The 15,424-nt window shown below is 36.8% G+C and carries 12 protein-coding genes, 2 tRNA genes and 1 pseudogene; 5 read left to right on the top strand and 10 right to left on the bottom strand.

Annotation, left to right across the window (positions count from 1 at the left end; all coding sequences use genetic code 11):
* Nucleotides 1–11: 11 nt before the first annotated feature.
* From PVV60_RS06875 to PVV60_RS06885, 4 genes and pseudogenes are all read left to right on the top strand, one after another.
* Nucleotides 12–200 (top strand): hypothetical protein, encoded by a 189-nt coding sequence (locus tag PVV60_RS06875; RefSeq protein ID WP_273723961.1) that lies wholly within the window; start codon nt 12–14, stop codon nt 198–200.
* Nucleotides 200–726, top strand: a pseudogene (locus tag PVV60_RS10855) (YqcI/YcgG family protein). Before PVV60_RS06875 ends, PVV60_RS10855 begins: the two are co-directional and overlap by 1 nt.
* The gene (locus PVV60_RS06880) at nt 719–1,033 is read left to right on the top strand and encodes a cupin domain-containing protein (RefSeq protein WP_273723962.1); all 315 of its coding nucleotides are present in this window, start codon (nt 719–721) and stop codon (nt 1,031–1,033) included. The pseudogene PVV60_RS10855 and the gene PVV60_RS06880 overlap by 8 nt, the downstream one beginning before the upstream one ends.
* A 2,071-nt stretch (nt 1,034–3,104) precedes the next feature.
* A complete protein-coding gene (locus tag PVV60_RS06885) occupies nt 3,105–4,304 on the top strand; it encodes an MFS transporter (protein ID WP_273723963.1) in 1,200 nt (399 codons plus the stop codon).
* Nucleotides 4,305–4,767: 463 nt separating this feature from the next.
* On the opposite strand, the gene PVV60_RS06890 is transcribed toward PVV60_RS06885, so the two are convergent.
* The 4 genes from PVV60_RS06890 to rplU form a co-directional block, all read right to left on the bottom strand.
* Nucleotides 4,768–4,857 (bottom strand) — tRNA-Ser (locus PVV60_RS06890).
* A gap of 1,601 nt (nt 4,858–6,458) precedes the next feature.
* The gene (gene ptsP / locus PVV60_RS06895) at nt 6,459–8,990 is read right to left on the bottom strand and encodes a phosphoenolpyruvate--protein phosphotransferase (RefSeq protein ID WP_273723964.1); all 2,532 of its coding nucleotides are present in this window, start codon (nt 8,988–8,990) and stop codon (nt 6,459–6,461) included.
* Nucleotides 8,991–10,403: 1,413 nt separating this feature from the next.
* The gene (gene rpmA / locus PVV60_RS06900; protein WP_273723965.1) at nt 10,404–10,673 is read right to left on the bottom strand and encodes a 50S ribosomal protein L27; all 270 of its coding nucleotides are present in this window, start codon (nt 10,671–10,673) and stop codon (nt 10,404–10,406) included.
* A gap of 12 nt (nt 10,674–10,685) precedes the next feature.
* Entirely contained in the window at nt 10,686–11,165 is a 480-nt protein-coding gene (gene rplU, locus PVV60_RS06905) for a 50S ribosomal protein L21 (protein WP_273723966.1), read from the bottom strand.
* A 285-nt stretch (nt 11,166–11,450) separates the two neighbouring features.
* On the opposite strand from rplU, the gene PVV60_RS06910 reads away from it, so the two are divergent.
* Nucleotides 11,451–11,540: transfer RNA gene (locus PVV60_RS06910), tRNA-Ser, on the top strand.
* A 228-nt stretch (nt 11,541–11,768) separates the two neighbouring features.
* On the opposite strand, the gene PVV60_RS06915 is transcribed toward PVV60_RS06910, so the two are convergent.
* The 6 genes from PVV60_RS06915 to PVV60_RS06940 all read right to left on the bottom strand — a co-directional run bounded on the left by PVV60_RS06915 (nt 11,769) and on the right by PVV60_RS06940 (nt 15,320).
* Complete coding sequence (locus tag PVV60_RS06915) at nt 11,769–13,259, bottom strand: replicative DNA helicase (protein WP_273723967.1); 1,491 nt, start codon at nt 13,257–13,259, stop codon at nt 11,769–11,771.
* On the bottom strand, nt 13,256–14,236 hold the full coding sequence (locus tag PVV60_RS06920; RefSeq protein WP_273723972.1) for a phage late control D family protein: 981 nt from the start codon (nt 14,234–14,236) through the stop codon (nt 13,256–13,258). The genes PVV60_RS06915 and PVV60_RS06920 overlap by 4 nt, the downstream gene beginning before the upstream one ends.
* Nucleotides 14,236–14,490, bottom strand: a complete 255-nt coding sequence (locus tag PVV60_RS06925) for a tail protein X (RefSeq protein WP_273723968.1) — start codon at nt 14,488–14,490, stop codon at nt 14,236–14,238. The genes PVV60_RS06920 and PVV60_RS06925 overlap by 1 nt, the downstream gene beginning before the upstream one ends.
* Nucleotides 14,487–14,963 (bottom strand): phage tail protein, encoded by a 477-nt coding sequence (locus tag PVV60_RS06930; RefSeq protein WP_273723969.1) that lies wholly within the window; start codon nt 14,961–14,963, stop codon nt 14,487–14,489. Before PVV60_RS06930 ends, PVV60_RS06925 begins: the two co-directional genes overlap by 4 nt.
* Before the next feature lie 85 nt (nt 14,964–15,048).
* Complete coding sequence (locus tag PVV60_RS06935) at nt 15,049–15,174, bottom strand: hypothetical protein (protein WP_273723970.1); 126 nt, start codon at nt 15,172–15,174, stop codon at nt 15,049–15,051.
* A gap of 20 nt (nt 15,175–15,194) precedes the next feature.
* Entirely contained in the window at nt 15,195–15,320 is a 126-nt protein-coding gene (locus tag PVV60_RS06940; RefSeq protein ID WP_273723971.1) for a hypothetical protein, read from the bottom strand.
* Nucleotides 15,321–15,424 lie beyond the last annotated feature (104 nt).

Genomic DNA, 15,424 nt, shown 5'->3' on the forward strand with positions numbered 1-15,424 from the left:
AGGAGGAAAACATGGATTCAGCAGCGCAAATAATTGAAAATATAGACAAATATGAAAAATGGAAGCAGGTCGTTTTTAAAGAATTCGATGCAACCATGAATAACACAATTAGACCTTTTCCCTGCCTATTCGGTGTAAATGGATACTCAAAAAATATGCTTAGATTTGGATTCTACAATAAGTTGACCGCAAAAATATGATGGAAGACCTGATAAATTATTGCGATAACTATAAAAAATTTGGAAAGTACACATCTTTTGTTGCATTCGAGGAACCTGCCCCCGTACAAAGTATCGAAGTTTATAGAGAAAAATTCTGGTCTATGCTTAACGATTTGAAAATGCTTGATGACCGAGAATGACCTAAGCATATACCAAAAAATATGGACAATCCTCTATGGGAGTTCTGCTTTCATGGCGAACCTATGTTTATAGTTTACAAGACCCCGTCTCATATAAACAGAATAAGTAGAAAAAGTTCTACATTTATGTTAACTTTCCAGCCTAGGTGGGTTTTTTCTGATCTACTATATACAGAACAAAAAGCAAAAAATGCATTCTCCGCTGTAGGAAAAAGACTTGAACCTTTTGATATTATCACAAAATCCCCTTTTTAGGAAAATATGTCGATCCTCAGAATAGAGAGTGGACGCAATATTTCTTGCAAGATAATAATATTGAATGCCCACCTTGCCCATATCATATAATGGAGCACGATAATGACTAAATTTTCTAAAATTAAATTAAATAAAAATATCTATGATATATTAAAAATGATGATGCCAAAACAAGGATCAATAGAGATACAAAGAGACTTCCCCAAAAAAATACACGATTGGCATATTCACAAGGTCAATGAAACTCTCTTAATTATAGAGGGAGAGTTAGATTTTTCCTATAGCGAAAAACGTATAACCTGTACACCAGGAGATATTATACATCTACCTGCCAATACAAGACACAAATCAATTGCAGCAGAAGTAGGATGCATATATGCAATTGCTACAGAAAATCTCACTATTGGAGATAGGTAACTGCTCGCTCTTTAATAGACTCTAATGGATTCTTTCTCATACAGGATTTTACTCTTTTACTCCTGCTTCCCATAATACGCCCCTAGGTTCTGTAGAAGATAAGGTTCTGAAGTTTACGGACCCCACCCCAAACCAACATAGAAATTTTTTAGAAACCGCATTTTACAGCACACAATAGAGCGTTATTCTTTAGGAATAAAAAATGTATCAGGCTTAACGGATTAAGCAAAAGGGAAATAATTTTGTTTATAGCTTTATTATCGAGCATTCACGAATAGATTCTGGTATTATCTCTATCTGGAACTTCCTCTACAGGCATGAAGCAAAAAAGCTATCAAGTATACTTAGTATACCTAATGACAACTGCTATTACCATGCGTGATGGCTCTAATGTAGGTGGATTTGAACTTTTAAATAATTTGTTTAACTCTTGCATCACTTTATTTCCATATTTTTTAAATAATATTCAATAACTTAAGTAAAATAAATTTTTTTGTTTTGGTGTGTTGTTAATCTAAAGCATATGAAGATAATATATTAAAGAATTAAAATATTTACATGTCGAGTTTGAAGCAGCCCTATTTTACCAAAAGAAGAACTATTATAACATAGGTGAATTTAGCTATTAATCTTTTGTTGCAAACAAGGGGAAAAAGAATGCTGAATATAGAAAAGATTACATAAGAACCTTTAACAAAAAGGATTAAAATTTAGAGAAAGTTTCAAGGCATAAAATAAAATTTGTTCTATCAGTGCTGGCAATTTTTTCCAGTTAATTTATTATACCGATATCATTAAGGCTTTCTTCTAATCACATCGTCTATTATTAGAGGGAGATATGTGATTGTTTTTCGAATTGTGACAGCACACAAATTTCGTGATTTATTTTGCCCATTAGAAGATGTTGGTTTATTGAGTAAGTTAAAAAATACGTAGCATTCGGTATAAGGCAGTGTGTATGTATAAAACTTCTCAGAATGATCGTGTTAATAGCAATGTTGAAGGAGTGCCTTTTGGGGAAAGATTGTACAGCAATTACGAGTATCTCTAAGAAGAAAAGCGCTGATTTTTAGAACAGAGAGAAACCATCGATCATAACAGTTTATTAGGCTAAACGCAGAATATTTATCCTAATAATTAATGGTTAAATTGTAACAGAATAGGTTTTTGATCATCATAAAGAAAAAGGTAGAGAGCGTATTTCTTTTAGTTAAGGAAGAGTGTTGCTCATTTTTCTTTCTAAAAGTAAGCAAATTCAAAGATAATTTTTGTTCTTATAGTGGTGAGAAAATAATTGTCGAAGTCCGTGAAGAGGAGATTCCAATACATTATTACAAAGTTTAATAAAAGTTGAAATACTTAAAAACTCTTTAGTTCCTATGATGATTTAAGAATACCAGATTAGGATACGAGCAATTCAAAAACTAAAAACTTTGTGATAATATTGGTTTAGAATTACATCTTGTTCATTCAGACGAGATGAGCCAATTATTATATGTCATAGAACCATATGGGTGGGGAATTTAAAAAAAGCTTATCCAGAATCTGACTTAAAGGTTTTGAAAACTTTAGTAGTAAGATTGGCTTGGCCTCATGTTGCCCCAAAATTAGCACCCAATCTTGTTGTGACTAGACTAAATTTAGAAGATCTGCTTACTGAAAGTTTTTATAATATTATGAAATGATAAAAATATTAATATTTCTTCTTGTCCCGTACATGAAACGAATGCTATTTGTATTTGTTATCCGCTGCACCATTATTCGAAATATATTTTAGATAGTTGTCACCTGAAATATGCCTTGGAAAATTATTTGGCAAGAGAGCGTACTTATATGTATTGGAAAGTAATTTCCTATTATTTGTCTCAATCTATGGGCGCAACGTTGCCAAGTATAGAATCAATACTGACAGATGACTTGCAAAAAATAAGTGCCTATAACGTATTTGAACTAAAATTTTATGAAAAACTGAAATTTAGTACCGAACCATATTCGACAATGGAAAAAATCATAAAATGGCTTGAGTCTTTTTTTAAGAGTGAGAGGGCTATTGCGTAATTCTGTTTTTCTTATGATTTTGATTGGTTGTTTGACGAGTTTTTGTGCTAGTGGTGTATTATCTATTGGCCTTTCTTTGTTACAATTCCAAGATACAACGGGAGAAGCATCTGCTACTTTAAATGTCGTTAATTTAATCGCAATTGGAATTGCAGGCTTATGTTTGGGAAATGTGTTGGTACGCTATCAAGGCTTTATAATTGGGTTTTATAGTCAAATTATTTGCGCTTGTTTATTATCGTTCTTATTATTTATAAACAATCCGGTATTTATTTTATTTGTATTTTTTTTACTTGCTCTCTTGATGGGGGCTGATAACCCAAATAACAATAGTGCCTTAAATCAGCTGGTTCCAGCTCCCAAACAAAAAGCTGGAATTTTTGCATTTTATACTAGTTGCTGTCAGTTTTTTGTTATTATATCCCCATTGCTTATATATTTTATAATTGCCCATTTTGGGCACAAAACAGCCATAGCCTTTATTGTATTGATTTATCTTTTGAATGCCAGCTTATGGTTTCGTATAAAGTCTATACAACAAATAAACAGAGTAAAAGAACTATTAAAAAAGCCATCTCAAAAAGCTTATGGAGTTGGTTTTCGGTGCCTTTGGCGGATTTCTGCGTTGCGTTTTTTAACGATTAATCGTATTTTGAGCAATTTTCTCTATACAGGGACTATTGTTCTATTGCCACTTGTTCTTGCATCTATAACACCAGATAATATAAAATTTACAGCTATTCAAAATTCTATTTTTTCTTTGTCAGCACTGGGTTTTGTAGTCAATGGTCTTATCTCATCCTATTATTTACGGAAATTTCCATCTTTAATTCGTTTTTTTGTATGGGGAACACCGGCTTTTGCAGTGATCGCAATCTCTTTTGTTTTATATTTAAATTTTACTCAATATTCCCTTTATATTATGGGTTTTTTATTAGGTATTGGACAATTTTATTTTAGGGTATCGGGAATAACAATTGGACAAGCTATCACACCTAGTGAAAATTTAGCCGAAGTGATTTTGGCAGGCGATGCCAGTGTGCGCATCGTAACAGCTTTATTCTCTATTGTGCTTTTATATGCAGGAAAACTTTTTTCATTTTCTATATTATACGTCCTGTGTATATTTATAGGTTTTTTCGCCCCTTTATTTATTTTACACGGACTATCTATTTATATACAAAGCTTAGAGATAAAAGAAAACGCCGCATAAATGATATTCAATTATTATATTACGTCAGCCTTTTTTTGATTACCGTATAGATAAAAATTTTGTATAAATATTCATGCCATTAATTTTAAATGAGCACATTGCGTGAGAAAAGCTTAGGTATTCGTTGCCTCTCGTGTAGATAAAACGCATTTAGCCCGTTAATCAACGGAATTGCAAATAGCACCATGATCACCATTAATTCTGAAGCTTTATCAGAAGTTAGTGATAATGGCAAAATCCCTTTATGATATTTGAAAAGATCGTTTATGCTAGATCAAGTTATCTAAAGATCGAGAGGATAGGAGCTTAAAAATTATAAAATTCATAGAAATTCACCAGCAATTTCTAGTTATACATAATGACAGACACAGATCAGCGCAAACTGGTCAATTGAAAACAGTAAAAAATCCTGAGCTTTTTAAGCTATGTCATATCAAGCATATGAAAATTCGTTTTAAATTAATGGCGGAGAGAGAGGGATTCGAACCCTCGATATGGTTTCCCATATACACGCGTTCCAGGCGTGCGCCTTCAACCACTCGGCCACCTCTCCAGAAGTCTCGCACTATACCCAGAAAGAAATAACGTGCAAGCCTAAATTATACATTCAAAATTCAAAAAAGAAATTCATTTATTAAAGTAAGAGCTTATATCTGTTGAATAACAAGCACTTCCTTTCTTTTCAAGAAAAAACTTTTTCCGTGGATAGGTTTGTATAATACAATAATGGGAATAAAAAGATTGTCACCAGTCATAAACTTTCATGCTCATTTGTGCACTTTCTGCTTCACAAAAATACTCCTCTTAAAATTGGCATACAGTCCATGGTTTTACACAACCAAATAATTAGATATCTCTCGCTTAACACCATTGATTACCCTAATAATAAATAGCATAATAACGATATAAACTTCTTATATGCCTAATATTAAAATTGTTTATCCAAATAGTAAATTTTATTTCAATAAAAATCATTTTCAATCTCCTTCTTTCCTCCAAGGATGAAAATACTTAATCACTATAACTTTGATTACAAACATCTCTCTCTTGAAATGAGATCTACCTGTTCATCACTTTTATGTTTCAGACAACATATAAGATATTGATTTATAAACATAAATTATCGTTCATGCATCATAAAAACCTCGAATATCGTGATTTTTTCTCATCATACCCCCTTCATATGAATTAATTAAAATCACTTGCTTGTACGTCATAAGCAGAGATAGTATGTGAGGGAAGTACATTTTAAGAGAGGATGAATGCCTCTTATGCATTTTTTCAAATAGCACGAATTCTTGCAACACTGAGGGCTGTAAAATAGTATTATGGTGTCAGCTTTCTCTTTCATAGGATTATAGAATAAGCCCTACTCTAATCCTCTATTCAATTTCACAGTTCTATATTTAGGTGATACTAAAGAAAATAAAACTTAAACAAAAAAGACCTTTGCATTTTTAATTTAATATGCATGAATATATCTTATTTTCTGAAATGAGAAAATAGTCTCATTTTTTCAAATACAAAATCATAACGATGCAAAGCTATTTTCATTTTTAGCCTATACTTTTAAATTCAGCTTTACAGTTTTCAAAATATCTAAAGTAATCTCTATTATTTAAAAGAGATTACGTACTCTTCATACTTTTGATTATTGCATTCTTTAAGTGAGATATGCTCTCATAACAAAACAAGATACTCTAAGAATACTATTTTCTTTCTCATCCACACGTTTGTTAAAAAAAACATCTCTTAAAGCTTGTCATATCTATCTCATGCGGTGTCTATAAATGGTATAAAATCTGTTGGATAGCTTCATCTTTCCTTAAATAAAAAGTACAAGCCAAGTACCATCGCGCTATTTATCCCCTAATGTTGCAACATCCCTTGCTATTTGAGAGAATACATAAAAGGCTTTTATCCATACGTTACTCTTTCTTGTAACGTATAAAAAATAATTTTTATTAATTCAATATAAAGAAATTTAAAACGAGAAAACTCTACGATATTCAGGGCTCTCATTAATGTAAAACGATAAATTACCATTATAAATTAATATACTGCCTATAATCGTCCTAAAGGATAATGTTTTACAGCACTAAAGACCTGATTACTCTGCAAAATGAGCTAGCTCATACCTCTTAATGTTCTTTATCACCTTATATCCCTGCTTAGAGCACGTACAGCTCGTGCCGTTTCACATTGTAATGCTTTTTGTGCTAAAATTTTCATATCTTCAAAACTATGAGTTTGTAAACACGCCTTTACTGGATAAATATCGCAAGATATCATAGAAAGCTCATTAATTCCCAACCCTGTCAAAATCATTGCACCAAAAGGATCTCCAGCCATACCACCACATACACTAACCCAACACTTATGTTGTGCAGCTCCCTGAATAGTCTGATAAATCATACGCAAAACTGCTGGATCAAGGCTATCAGCTTCAGACACAAGGTATGGATTTTGCCGATCAACAGCCATTGTATACTGCGTTAGGTCATTGGTTCCAATTGAAAAAAAATCAACATGGGCGCTCAATACATCTGCCATAATGGCCGCTGCTGGAACTTCGATCATAATACCAAGTTTTAATTTTGGTGCATCAATATCGTTGCGGATTTCCTCTGCAATCTTTTTTATAGCGACAATCTCTGAAACAGACATGACCATCGGAAACACAATCCATAGATCTCCACCCTCTTTTGCTGCTCGATATAAAGCACGTAATTGAGGCACCAAGAGATCACGTCGACGTAACAAAAGCCGCGTTCCTCGAACACCTAAAAAAGGATTGTCCTCTTTAGATAAATGTAAATGCGTAACCTGTTTATCCCCACCAATATCGAGCGCACGAATAATTAATGGCTTATCTCCTACAGCTGTAATCATCGCTCGGTATATATTAAATTGTAGCTCTTCATCCGGAATATGTGGATTCTCTAAAAACAAAAATTCTGTGCGCATGAGTCCAACACCTTCAGCCCCCAAATCAAGCGCAATAGGAACCTGACTTGCGTAGTTGACATTAGCCATGATACGAATTCTTTGACCATCTGTCGTTTGCGCTGGTAACCTACACGCACTTGTTTCACCGACACGTTTTTGCGCAACAGTATCAATATGCCTTTGAGCATCTTCAACGTCTTCAAGCGTAGGATCAAGGTAAATAAACCCGTTATCGCCATCAATAATAGCCTGAATATCAGACTGAATCGCTAAAATATCATCACCTGCAGCAACAACCATTGGAATACCAAGAGTACGCGCCAAAATAGCTGTATGAGATAACGGACCTCCCCACGCTGTTGCTAATCCTTTTACCCTTGTACAATCAAGTTGTGCTACATCAGAAGGAGAAAGGTCATTTGTAACTAGAATTACACCATGTGGAATATCATTTAAAAAGAATGATCTATAGGATGGATTGATTTCACCTAAAACACGTCGACCAACATCAACTAAATTAACAGCACGTGCTGCTAACAAAGGGTTATCTACCTTAAAAAACATATCTGAAAATTGACGCACCGCTCTATCCCAAGACCAAGCGACACCATGACCTTCTGCTATAAAACGACAAGCTTGAGCTATTAAATTTTCATCTTCAAGCAAAACCATTTGCGCAGAAAAAATCGCAGCAGAATCTGCTCCCATACGCACTGTAATATCAGAAATCACAGATGCCAGTTTATGTTTTGTTTTTGTAAGAGCATTTTCAAGACATGCTGCACCAGCTGCAAAATCAATTGGCTGATCTATTATGGAAATATCATTTTGCCTTAAAATAAAAATCTTACCAAATGCTAAGCCTGAACTTGCCCCAACACCAGAAATGCCTTTTTGCATAGAGCGTGGATACCAACCATGAAAAGCCTTTATTTGAGATTCCATTGCTCTCATCAGACATTTTTCACTAATACTCACTTTTTTTGCAATAGCAATGGCATCATTGAGAAGTTGTGCTCCTTCTGCGGCATCTGTAGAAAAAATTAGAACATCACCGTTTTTTGCTCCTAATTGCAATAAACCAACCAAATTTTTCATTTCAACGGTATATTGACCATGGCGAACTCTGATAGAATTTTGAACCTTTTTTGCAAAATCAACCCAAAGAGAAGCTGGGCGTGCATGAAGACCACTTGGATAATCTAAAGTCCATTCCTGACATACCGAAAGGTCACCAATAAAAGTTTTTTCTATCTTCATATCTTGATCAAATAAAGTTGTAACAATTTGCTGTTTATCCATAGTTGTTGCAAGTACTTCAAGCTGTTTTTTATCAAATAAAAGAGACGTCAATTTTTTACAAATTTCTCTATAGCGATCTGGACACGCTGCAATGGCAATAACCAAATGTGCTTTCTTGCCATCCTGCCATTCAACACCAGCAGGAACCTGTATAACAGCAACAGCGTCCTTGATAATTAAATCACGATTTTCAGCCATACCATGAGGAATGGCTATACCATTTCCAAACCAAGTATTGGTTGTTTCTTCACGTGCAAGCATGCTTGCCAGATAACACTTATCAACTGCACCAACCTGAACCAGCAATTCAGCAGCAGCATAAATTGCATCATTTTTATGATTAAAAGCAGCTGCAAGTTGTATAGATCTTATAGACAAGATTTCACCCTCGGCAAAATCTACATTCATTGCTTTTGCTTTCTCATATCTCATCATGAATTCAAATTGCCTCACATTTGAACACCAATATCTCTGATAAATTCCTTTTCAAAGCTGCATTTTCCAAAATACAAGCTATAAATACCACCACAGCTTTATTTATATTTTACGGAATATGGCTAAGTGAGGTGCTTAAATACCTCAATATAACCGATAATACAATTGGATATTATTATCTAGCGAAGTGCTTGAAAGCATCACACACAAGTTTGCTTTTACTCTTTTACTTTAACAAAGACAAAACCCCGATTTTTACAGCACCAATCACCTGAAAAACTATATTTTAAAAACGCTCTCATTCTCCAAAGTTATTCAACATAACTTTTCATTACTCCCTCTACAAGAAAGCATCCTTCCCAATCATCCGTAACTTCAGCTAATATTTTAACTGATTCCTCAAAGTTTATTTAACCTATCATCCCTCTTTATAAATTCATTACATAATTAAAAATTGCTCCATGCAACTCATCATCTTTAAAATTCCGTGCAGCTATCCTATGATACAAAACCCTCAATATATAACATATATATATTTTAAGCTACCCCTTTACTTCAATCAATATTGTAAACACACAATGCCCCTTGTCACCATTTGCAAAGTATGAATATCCCCCAAGCACCATCCATTATCAACTACCAAAATCAAGAAAAACTCTACAAATAAGATAAATAAAGTAAAAAATGAAAAGCAATTATTGCCTTAACCCTAGCTCCTATGCTTGTTTATTTCCAACAATGCACCATAATAGTGAAATCAGAAAAATATTTTTGAAGGGCGCTGATTGCACGTTGGTTATTTTTATATTTTTAAACACCGTCCTCCTTAAAAATATAATTTCACTCTCGATTTACCGAAAATTCCTTAACGCACGTCACTTTTAAAGTAGCTTTGACTGTCATCTTATAGATTTTTTATCCCTATGCCCTTTTAAATGAATAGCCTCACCTATCCACACCACTACCTAAAAACAGTATAACAACTCATCAATACCACAATGCCGATATAAAGATTCATCTTTATCAAAATGATTATATAAATAATGCTTTCATTAAATTTCTCATAAGTTCCTGAAAACAAACTGCTTCTCTTATAAAGAAATTACTAGACACTTCTTCATGCATAAAAAGAAAGTCTCTCATCACTATTATTATACAGAAATTTATCAACAAATTCTATCATAATACCAATAGGTTAAGTGCTAAATACTAATATAACATCACATCACACAAACTTCTCCCCTCCTTGAGAAAAGCCATTTCCCCAATTCTACCTTTTTCGTATATCTTCTACATTTACTATAGTACCAACGCAAAAAAGGAAAGATGAGATTCTATCTTTCCCTTTTAATACTTATAAAACCACAACTACAATTCAATGAAATCTTATTGGTTGCTAGAAAGTGTTACAGATTACTCTGCTGCCTCCACCATAGGAATGACTGAAACATAGGAACGATTACCCGCTTTGCGTTGAAAGGAAACCTTTCCATTCGATAATGCAAAAAGCGTATGGTCTTTTCCAATGCCGACATTGTTGCCAGGATGCCAACGTGTACCACGCTGGCGAATAATAATATTTCCAGCAATAACGGTTTCACCACCAAATTTTTTAACGCCTAGACGTTTCGATTCTGAATCGCGACCATTTCGCGAGGAACCACCAGCTTTTTTATGTGCCATAGACGCTCTCCTTTAATCTTTCTTACTCTTTGATGCTACAGACGCTTTCTTCTGCGACGCAGTCTTTTTTTCAACCGTTTTTTCAGCCGTCTTCTCAACAGCAGCAGAAACTTTTGTTTCTTTTGGTGCAGTTGCTTCTTCTTTTATCGGTTTCGCAGCTGCTTTTTTAGGCTTTGAACCACCCATTAAAATTTCTAAAACACGAAGCCTCGTAAATTCTTGACGATGACCACGCGTGCGTTTAGAATTTTGACGACGGCGCTTCTTGAATGCGATAACCTTGCGCCCACGTGCCTGTTCTATAATCTCAGCTGTCACCAATGCATCAGCAACGATAGGGGTACCAATAACCGCATTACCTTCTTGCCCAACCATCAATATGTCATTGAATTCAACAACATCACCCGCATTTCCACTAACTTTTTCAACTTTTACTACTTGATTAGCAACAATGCGGTATTGCTTACCACCACTTTTAATGACTGCGAACATTTTTTATCCTTCCGTTCACCCAAGCTCTTATTTAATTTCTACCTTGAAATAAGGGAAAATAGGCTGCTTTTTATCAGTCGTAATAGATTTTAAAGAAGGATAAAACCTTCTTCAACACAAATATGCGCAGATTTCCCCACGCTTATATTTTGTATATATGAAGGAATTTCTATTCTCTGTCAATAAAGTCCCATAAAAAAGAAAAAAAGGTTGTACCAAAAACAATTGAAGGTTATCTACCCCTTATACATTCAAATAGTGCTGATTTTTGTTTCACTTTATTATGGAGAGATGGCTGAGTGGTTGAAAGCACCGCACTCGAAATGCGGCATAGGGGTGACTCTATCGGGGGTTCAAATCCCTCTCTCTCCGCCAAAGTTTATAAAGCGATATTATTAAAATATCTGTGTAGCTTGTGTAGCTTGTCGGCGGGTTTTGTATATTTTGACACCAGGTTTTGTACCAATTTATTTTGTTTCACATGATTTTTAAGGGGTTCTCAAAGGGTCTTTAAAGACCTTTCAAAGGGTGTTTTAAGATTCGTCATTTTTTGTGAGAATCTATAGGATTTTGCTTCTCAGTCATCGGATCATTATTTTGAGCTCAAGCGGATATTTCTGGAATGTTGTCGTTATCCGTTAGGTCACTAAAGCATGTAAAGTCAGATTGGAAAGCAAGAGGAACGATTCCTGTTGGACCATGGCGTTGTTTGGCTATGATAACCTCAGCTTTGCCCTTGGCTTGCTCCATTGCTTCTTTCCATTTGTGATATTCAGCACTGCCTTCTTTTTGTTCTTCATTGTTGAGATAATATTCTTCACGATAAACAAACAACACAATATCGGCATCTTGCTCGATTGAACCTGATTCCCGTAAATCGGAGAGTTGTGGACGTTTATCTGTTCGGTTTTCAACTTGGCGCGAAAGTTGTGACAGAGCGATAATGGGAATATTGAGTTCCTTTGCAAGCGCTTTAAGCCCCATAGTAATAGCTGAAATCTCTTGAACGCGATTTTCAGAAGAACGCTTTGAACCGCTTGTCATCAGTTGGATATAATCAATGATCAAAACATCTAGACCATGTTGTCGTTTAAGACGCCTTGCACGGGCCGCCAATTGTGCAAGGGATACAGCTCCCGTTTGATCAATATAAAGAGGGATTGTTTGAAGGGAATGCGTCATATGAACAATGTTTATAAACTGATCATCAGAAAGATTACCCCGTCGAATATCAGAAGAAGAAACCTTTGTTTGTTCTGAGATAATACGGGTTGCAAGCTGTTCTGTTGACATTTCAAGAGAGAAGAAACCGACAATCCCCCCTTCACTGGCTTGGCTGTCATCATGACGCTTGCAAGCATTGGCAATATTAAAGGCAATATTGGTTGCAAGGGACGTTTTACCCATCCCAGGGCGCCCTGCTAGGATAATCAAATCAGATGGTTGCAACCCGCCCATTTTTTCATCAAGGGTTTTAATATGGGTTGCCATGCCAGAAAGCTGTGAGGAACGCTTTTTTGCAGCACTTGCCATGTTAATGGCTTTTGTAATGGCTCGATCAAAGTTTTCAAAACCAGCTCCATATTTGCCTTTCTCTGCCAATGCAAACAACTGATTTTCAAGTGCTTCAATTTGTTTAGAGGGGGTAAGTTCTAAGGGAGAATCAAAAGAACTATTCACAATTTGAGTGCCAAGGTTAATTAGAGAGCGCCGAATAAACAGATCATAAATAACCTGTCCATAATCTTGAGTATTGATGATGGTGACAGCTTCTTTGGCTAAACGAACAACATAATTAAAAACTGTGATATCTCCAATGTTCTCATCATTTGCAATAAAGGGCTTCATGGTAATCGGATCTGCAACTTTTCCCTTTTGAACAATTGTTAAGATGATATCAAAAAGCCTTTGATGCAATGTTTCAAAAAAATGTTCTGGTTTGAGAAAATCAGAAACGCTCTCAAGAGCATCATTATTGATCATGATGGCCCCGAGCAACGCTTGTTCTGCTTCAATATTATGGGGAAGTTGCCGAAAAGAAGGGGCAAAAGTATCTCTTGGGTTTTCTGTTTCTAACAGGTTTAATTTTCTCATGCCTCTGTTCCCTTCTCTGGTGCCTCAAAGGTAATTTCTGTGATGTAGCCGCTTTGCTTTTCATAGCGATGGGTCACGGTAGCAGCTTTCCATGGACCATTGATTTCTTCCCGAAACCCTTGAAGCAGCAACGGTTGATCCGCCATGATTTCGGGGCGCCCAGCAAGGGTCAAAGAACCACTGCCCACAGCACGGCAAAGTCGGTCTGATTCTGATGCAGCAGCGGCTTGTGCTTCCTCTTGACATGGGTAACAAGTCCGCAGACGGCGCACGGGACCAGTAAAGCCTGTTTGATGCTTGACTTGGCATTGCTGCCCTTTTGAGCGATCAAAATAAGAAGCTTCAATGGTGCCATATTGCGTACGTGGCTCTAACGTGAATTCCCAGTTGGAACAGTCGTGTTTATGAAGTTTGAGTGCTGGTAAATTATCTCCGCTTAAAAATAAAAACTTATTGTCCTTGATCAAAAAACGTGCCCGCATGCGGTCAGCAAGGCGGGTTAAAAAATCAACCGCGGATTGATCTGTGCGAATCACATAAGGCAAAGTTTGTTTGCTAAACTGGGGACTGACCTTTGCTTGATAGCCATGGCGTTTGGCGAGTGTCTCAACAATCTCCCCAACAGTTTTGTGATCAAAATGTTCACTCATCTGTTCTTTGAGTTCTTTACGCATCGAGGCACTTTTGCCACAAAGACGCAAAATCTCTCCATCACTGCCCCCACAACTTACAACCGATTCGACAACAAAACACCCCATAAAAGCACTGATGCTGTTCTCATAACCAAAGATCACCTGGAGAGCGCTGTTGCTCTGTGGAACCTCTAAATCATTGCCGTTATCATCAAACTCTGCTTCAAATGTATCGGCTTCATTACCGGCATGGTCCGTAATGGTTGCGGTTAAAAGACGCTGGTAAAAAACCTCATGAACAGGTTTATCTCCCACCTTGACCACAATAAAAGGGTGTGTGCGCATTAATCCCATAGCCGCTTCACCGTGCTTTGGGGATTAGATAACACAAATTCAGGCAGAATGACCTTCAAGCCCCGCGGTAAAAGCACACCATATTTGGCAATCTCTGGATTGGCTTCCAATGTAGCTTCTAAATAGCCATTGAGTAAACCAGCTTGCCTCCGGTCCCCTAACACAGCCATGGCATGATGAAAGCAGATGAGATCGAGACTCATATCCTCTAGCTCTACGACAACATGCTTTTCTGGTATCTTCATGGAGTTTGCCCAACTTGGATTTGTCCCACTTGGGTTTGTCCCACCTGAGTTTGTCCTTGCGGTTTTCCCCCATTAAAAAAAGGCAAGAGCGTAATGGAATAGCGGATGCGCTGTGATTGACCAGAGCAACTGATATAGTCGTGGTCTTTCGTGATACTGGTGATCACCACGGGTCCATGGAGAAGGACACTATAGGTCGTATCATTGATCCAACGAAGCATCTGAACGGGCTTTGCTCTTTTGATCGTTGTGGTGATGGCGTCTATCGCTACCCGATCACCAAATTCTTCTGGAAACCAAACGCCATGAATGGTTTTGGGATCATTGCCATAGCCGGTAAATTGCAAACTGGGTGCCTTACCAAAACGCTCCATACAAACCCATGAGGCAGAAAACTCTTCTTCAAAAGATTGGAAATTCAGCCAGTCCACATAAAATTGATGCGGACCTAACATCATCAAAGGATCTCTCATAGGTTCCCTCCCCTCATTGTGTTTCTCTTAATCACTCTGTGTCTCCCAACCATAAGCGCCCCTCCCCCTCATTGCCTTTCTGCCCTCATTCTGTCCCGCCATGCAGAGCATTGGCGCGTACCCGTTGAATGGCGTGGGCGACCGCTCGACCGGTGGCAACAGGATCACGCGCGCCATTAGCATGCACCGTGACATTTTGAGTGCGATACATAAGTTTGTGTGTCCCTCCTCTCATTCTGTTCCCCCATGCAATGCATTGGCGCGTGCCCGTTGAATGGCGTGAGCAACCGTTCGACCGGTGGCAACAGGATCACGCGCGCCATTAGCATGCACCGTGACATTTTGAGTGCGATACATAAGTTTGTGTGTCCCTCCTCTCATTCTGTTCCCCCATGCAATGCATTGGCGCGTGCCCGTTGAATGGCGTGAGCAACCGTTCGACCGGTAGCAATGGGATCACG

The sequence above is a fragment of the Bartonella sp. AU18XJBT genome (assembly GCF_028618595.1).
Lineage (GTDB): Bacteria > Pseudomonadota > Alphaproteobacteria > Rhizobiales > Rhizobiaceae > Bartonella.

Coding starts and splice junctions, on each gene's coding strand:
- PVV60_RS06875 (WP_273723961.1), top strand. CDS start 12: ATGGATTCAGCAGCGCAAATAATTGAAAATATAGACAAATATGAAAAA.
- PVV60_RS06880 (WP_273723962.1), top strand. CDS start 719: ATGACTAAATTTTCTAAAATTAAATTAAATAAAAATATCTATGATATA.
- PVV60_RS06885 (WP_273723963.1), top strand. CDS start 3,105: ATGATTTTGATTGGTTGTTTGACGAGTTTTTGTGCTAGTGGTGTATTA.
- ptsP (WP_273723964.1), bottom strand. CDS start 8,990: ATGATGAGATATGAGAAAGCAAAAGCAATGAATGTAGATTTTGCCGAG.
- rpmA (WP_273723965.1), bottom strand. CDS start 10,673: ATGGCACATAAAAAAGCTGGTGGTTCCTCGCGAAATGGTCGCGATTCA.
- rplU (WP_273723966.1), bottom strand. CDS start 11,165: ATGTTCGCAGTCATTAAAAGTGGTGGTAAGCAATACCGCATTGTTGCT.
- PVV60_RS06915 (WP_273723967.1), bottom strand. CDS start 13,259: ATGAGAAAATTAAACCTGTTAGAAACAGAAAACCCAAGAGATACTTTT.
- PVV60_RS06920 (WP_273723972.1), bottom strand. CDS start 14,236: ATGCGCACACACCCTTTTATTGTGGTCAAGGTGGGAGATAAACCTGTT.
- PVV60_RS06925 (WP_273723968.1), bottom strand. CDS start 14,490: ATGAAGATACCAGAAAAGCATGTTGTCGTAGAGCTAGAGGATATGAGT.
- PVV60_RS06930 (WP_273723969.1), bottom strand. CDS start 14,963: ATGAGAGATCCTTTGATGATGTTAGGTCCGCATCAATTTTATGTGGAC.
- PVV60_RS06935 (WP_273723970.1), bottom strand. CDS start 15,174: ATGTATCGCACTCAAAATGTCACGGTGCATGCTAATGGCGCGCGTGAT.
- PVV60_RS06940 (WP_273723971.1), bottom strand. CDS start 15,320: ATGTATCGCACTCAAAATGTCACGGTGCATGCTAATGGCGCGCGTGAT.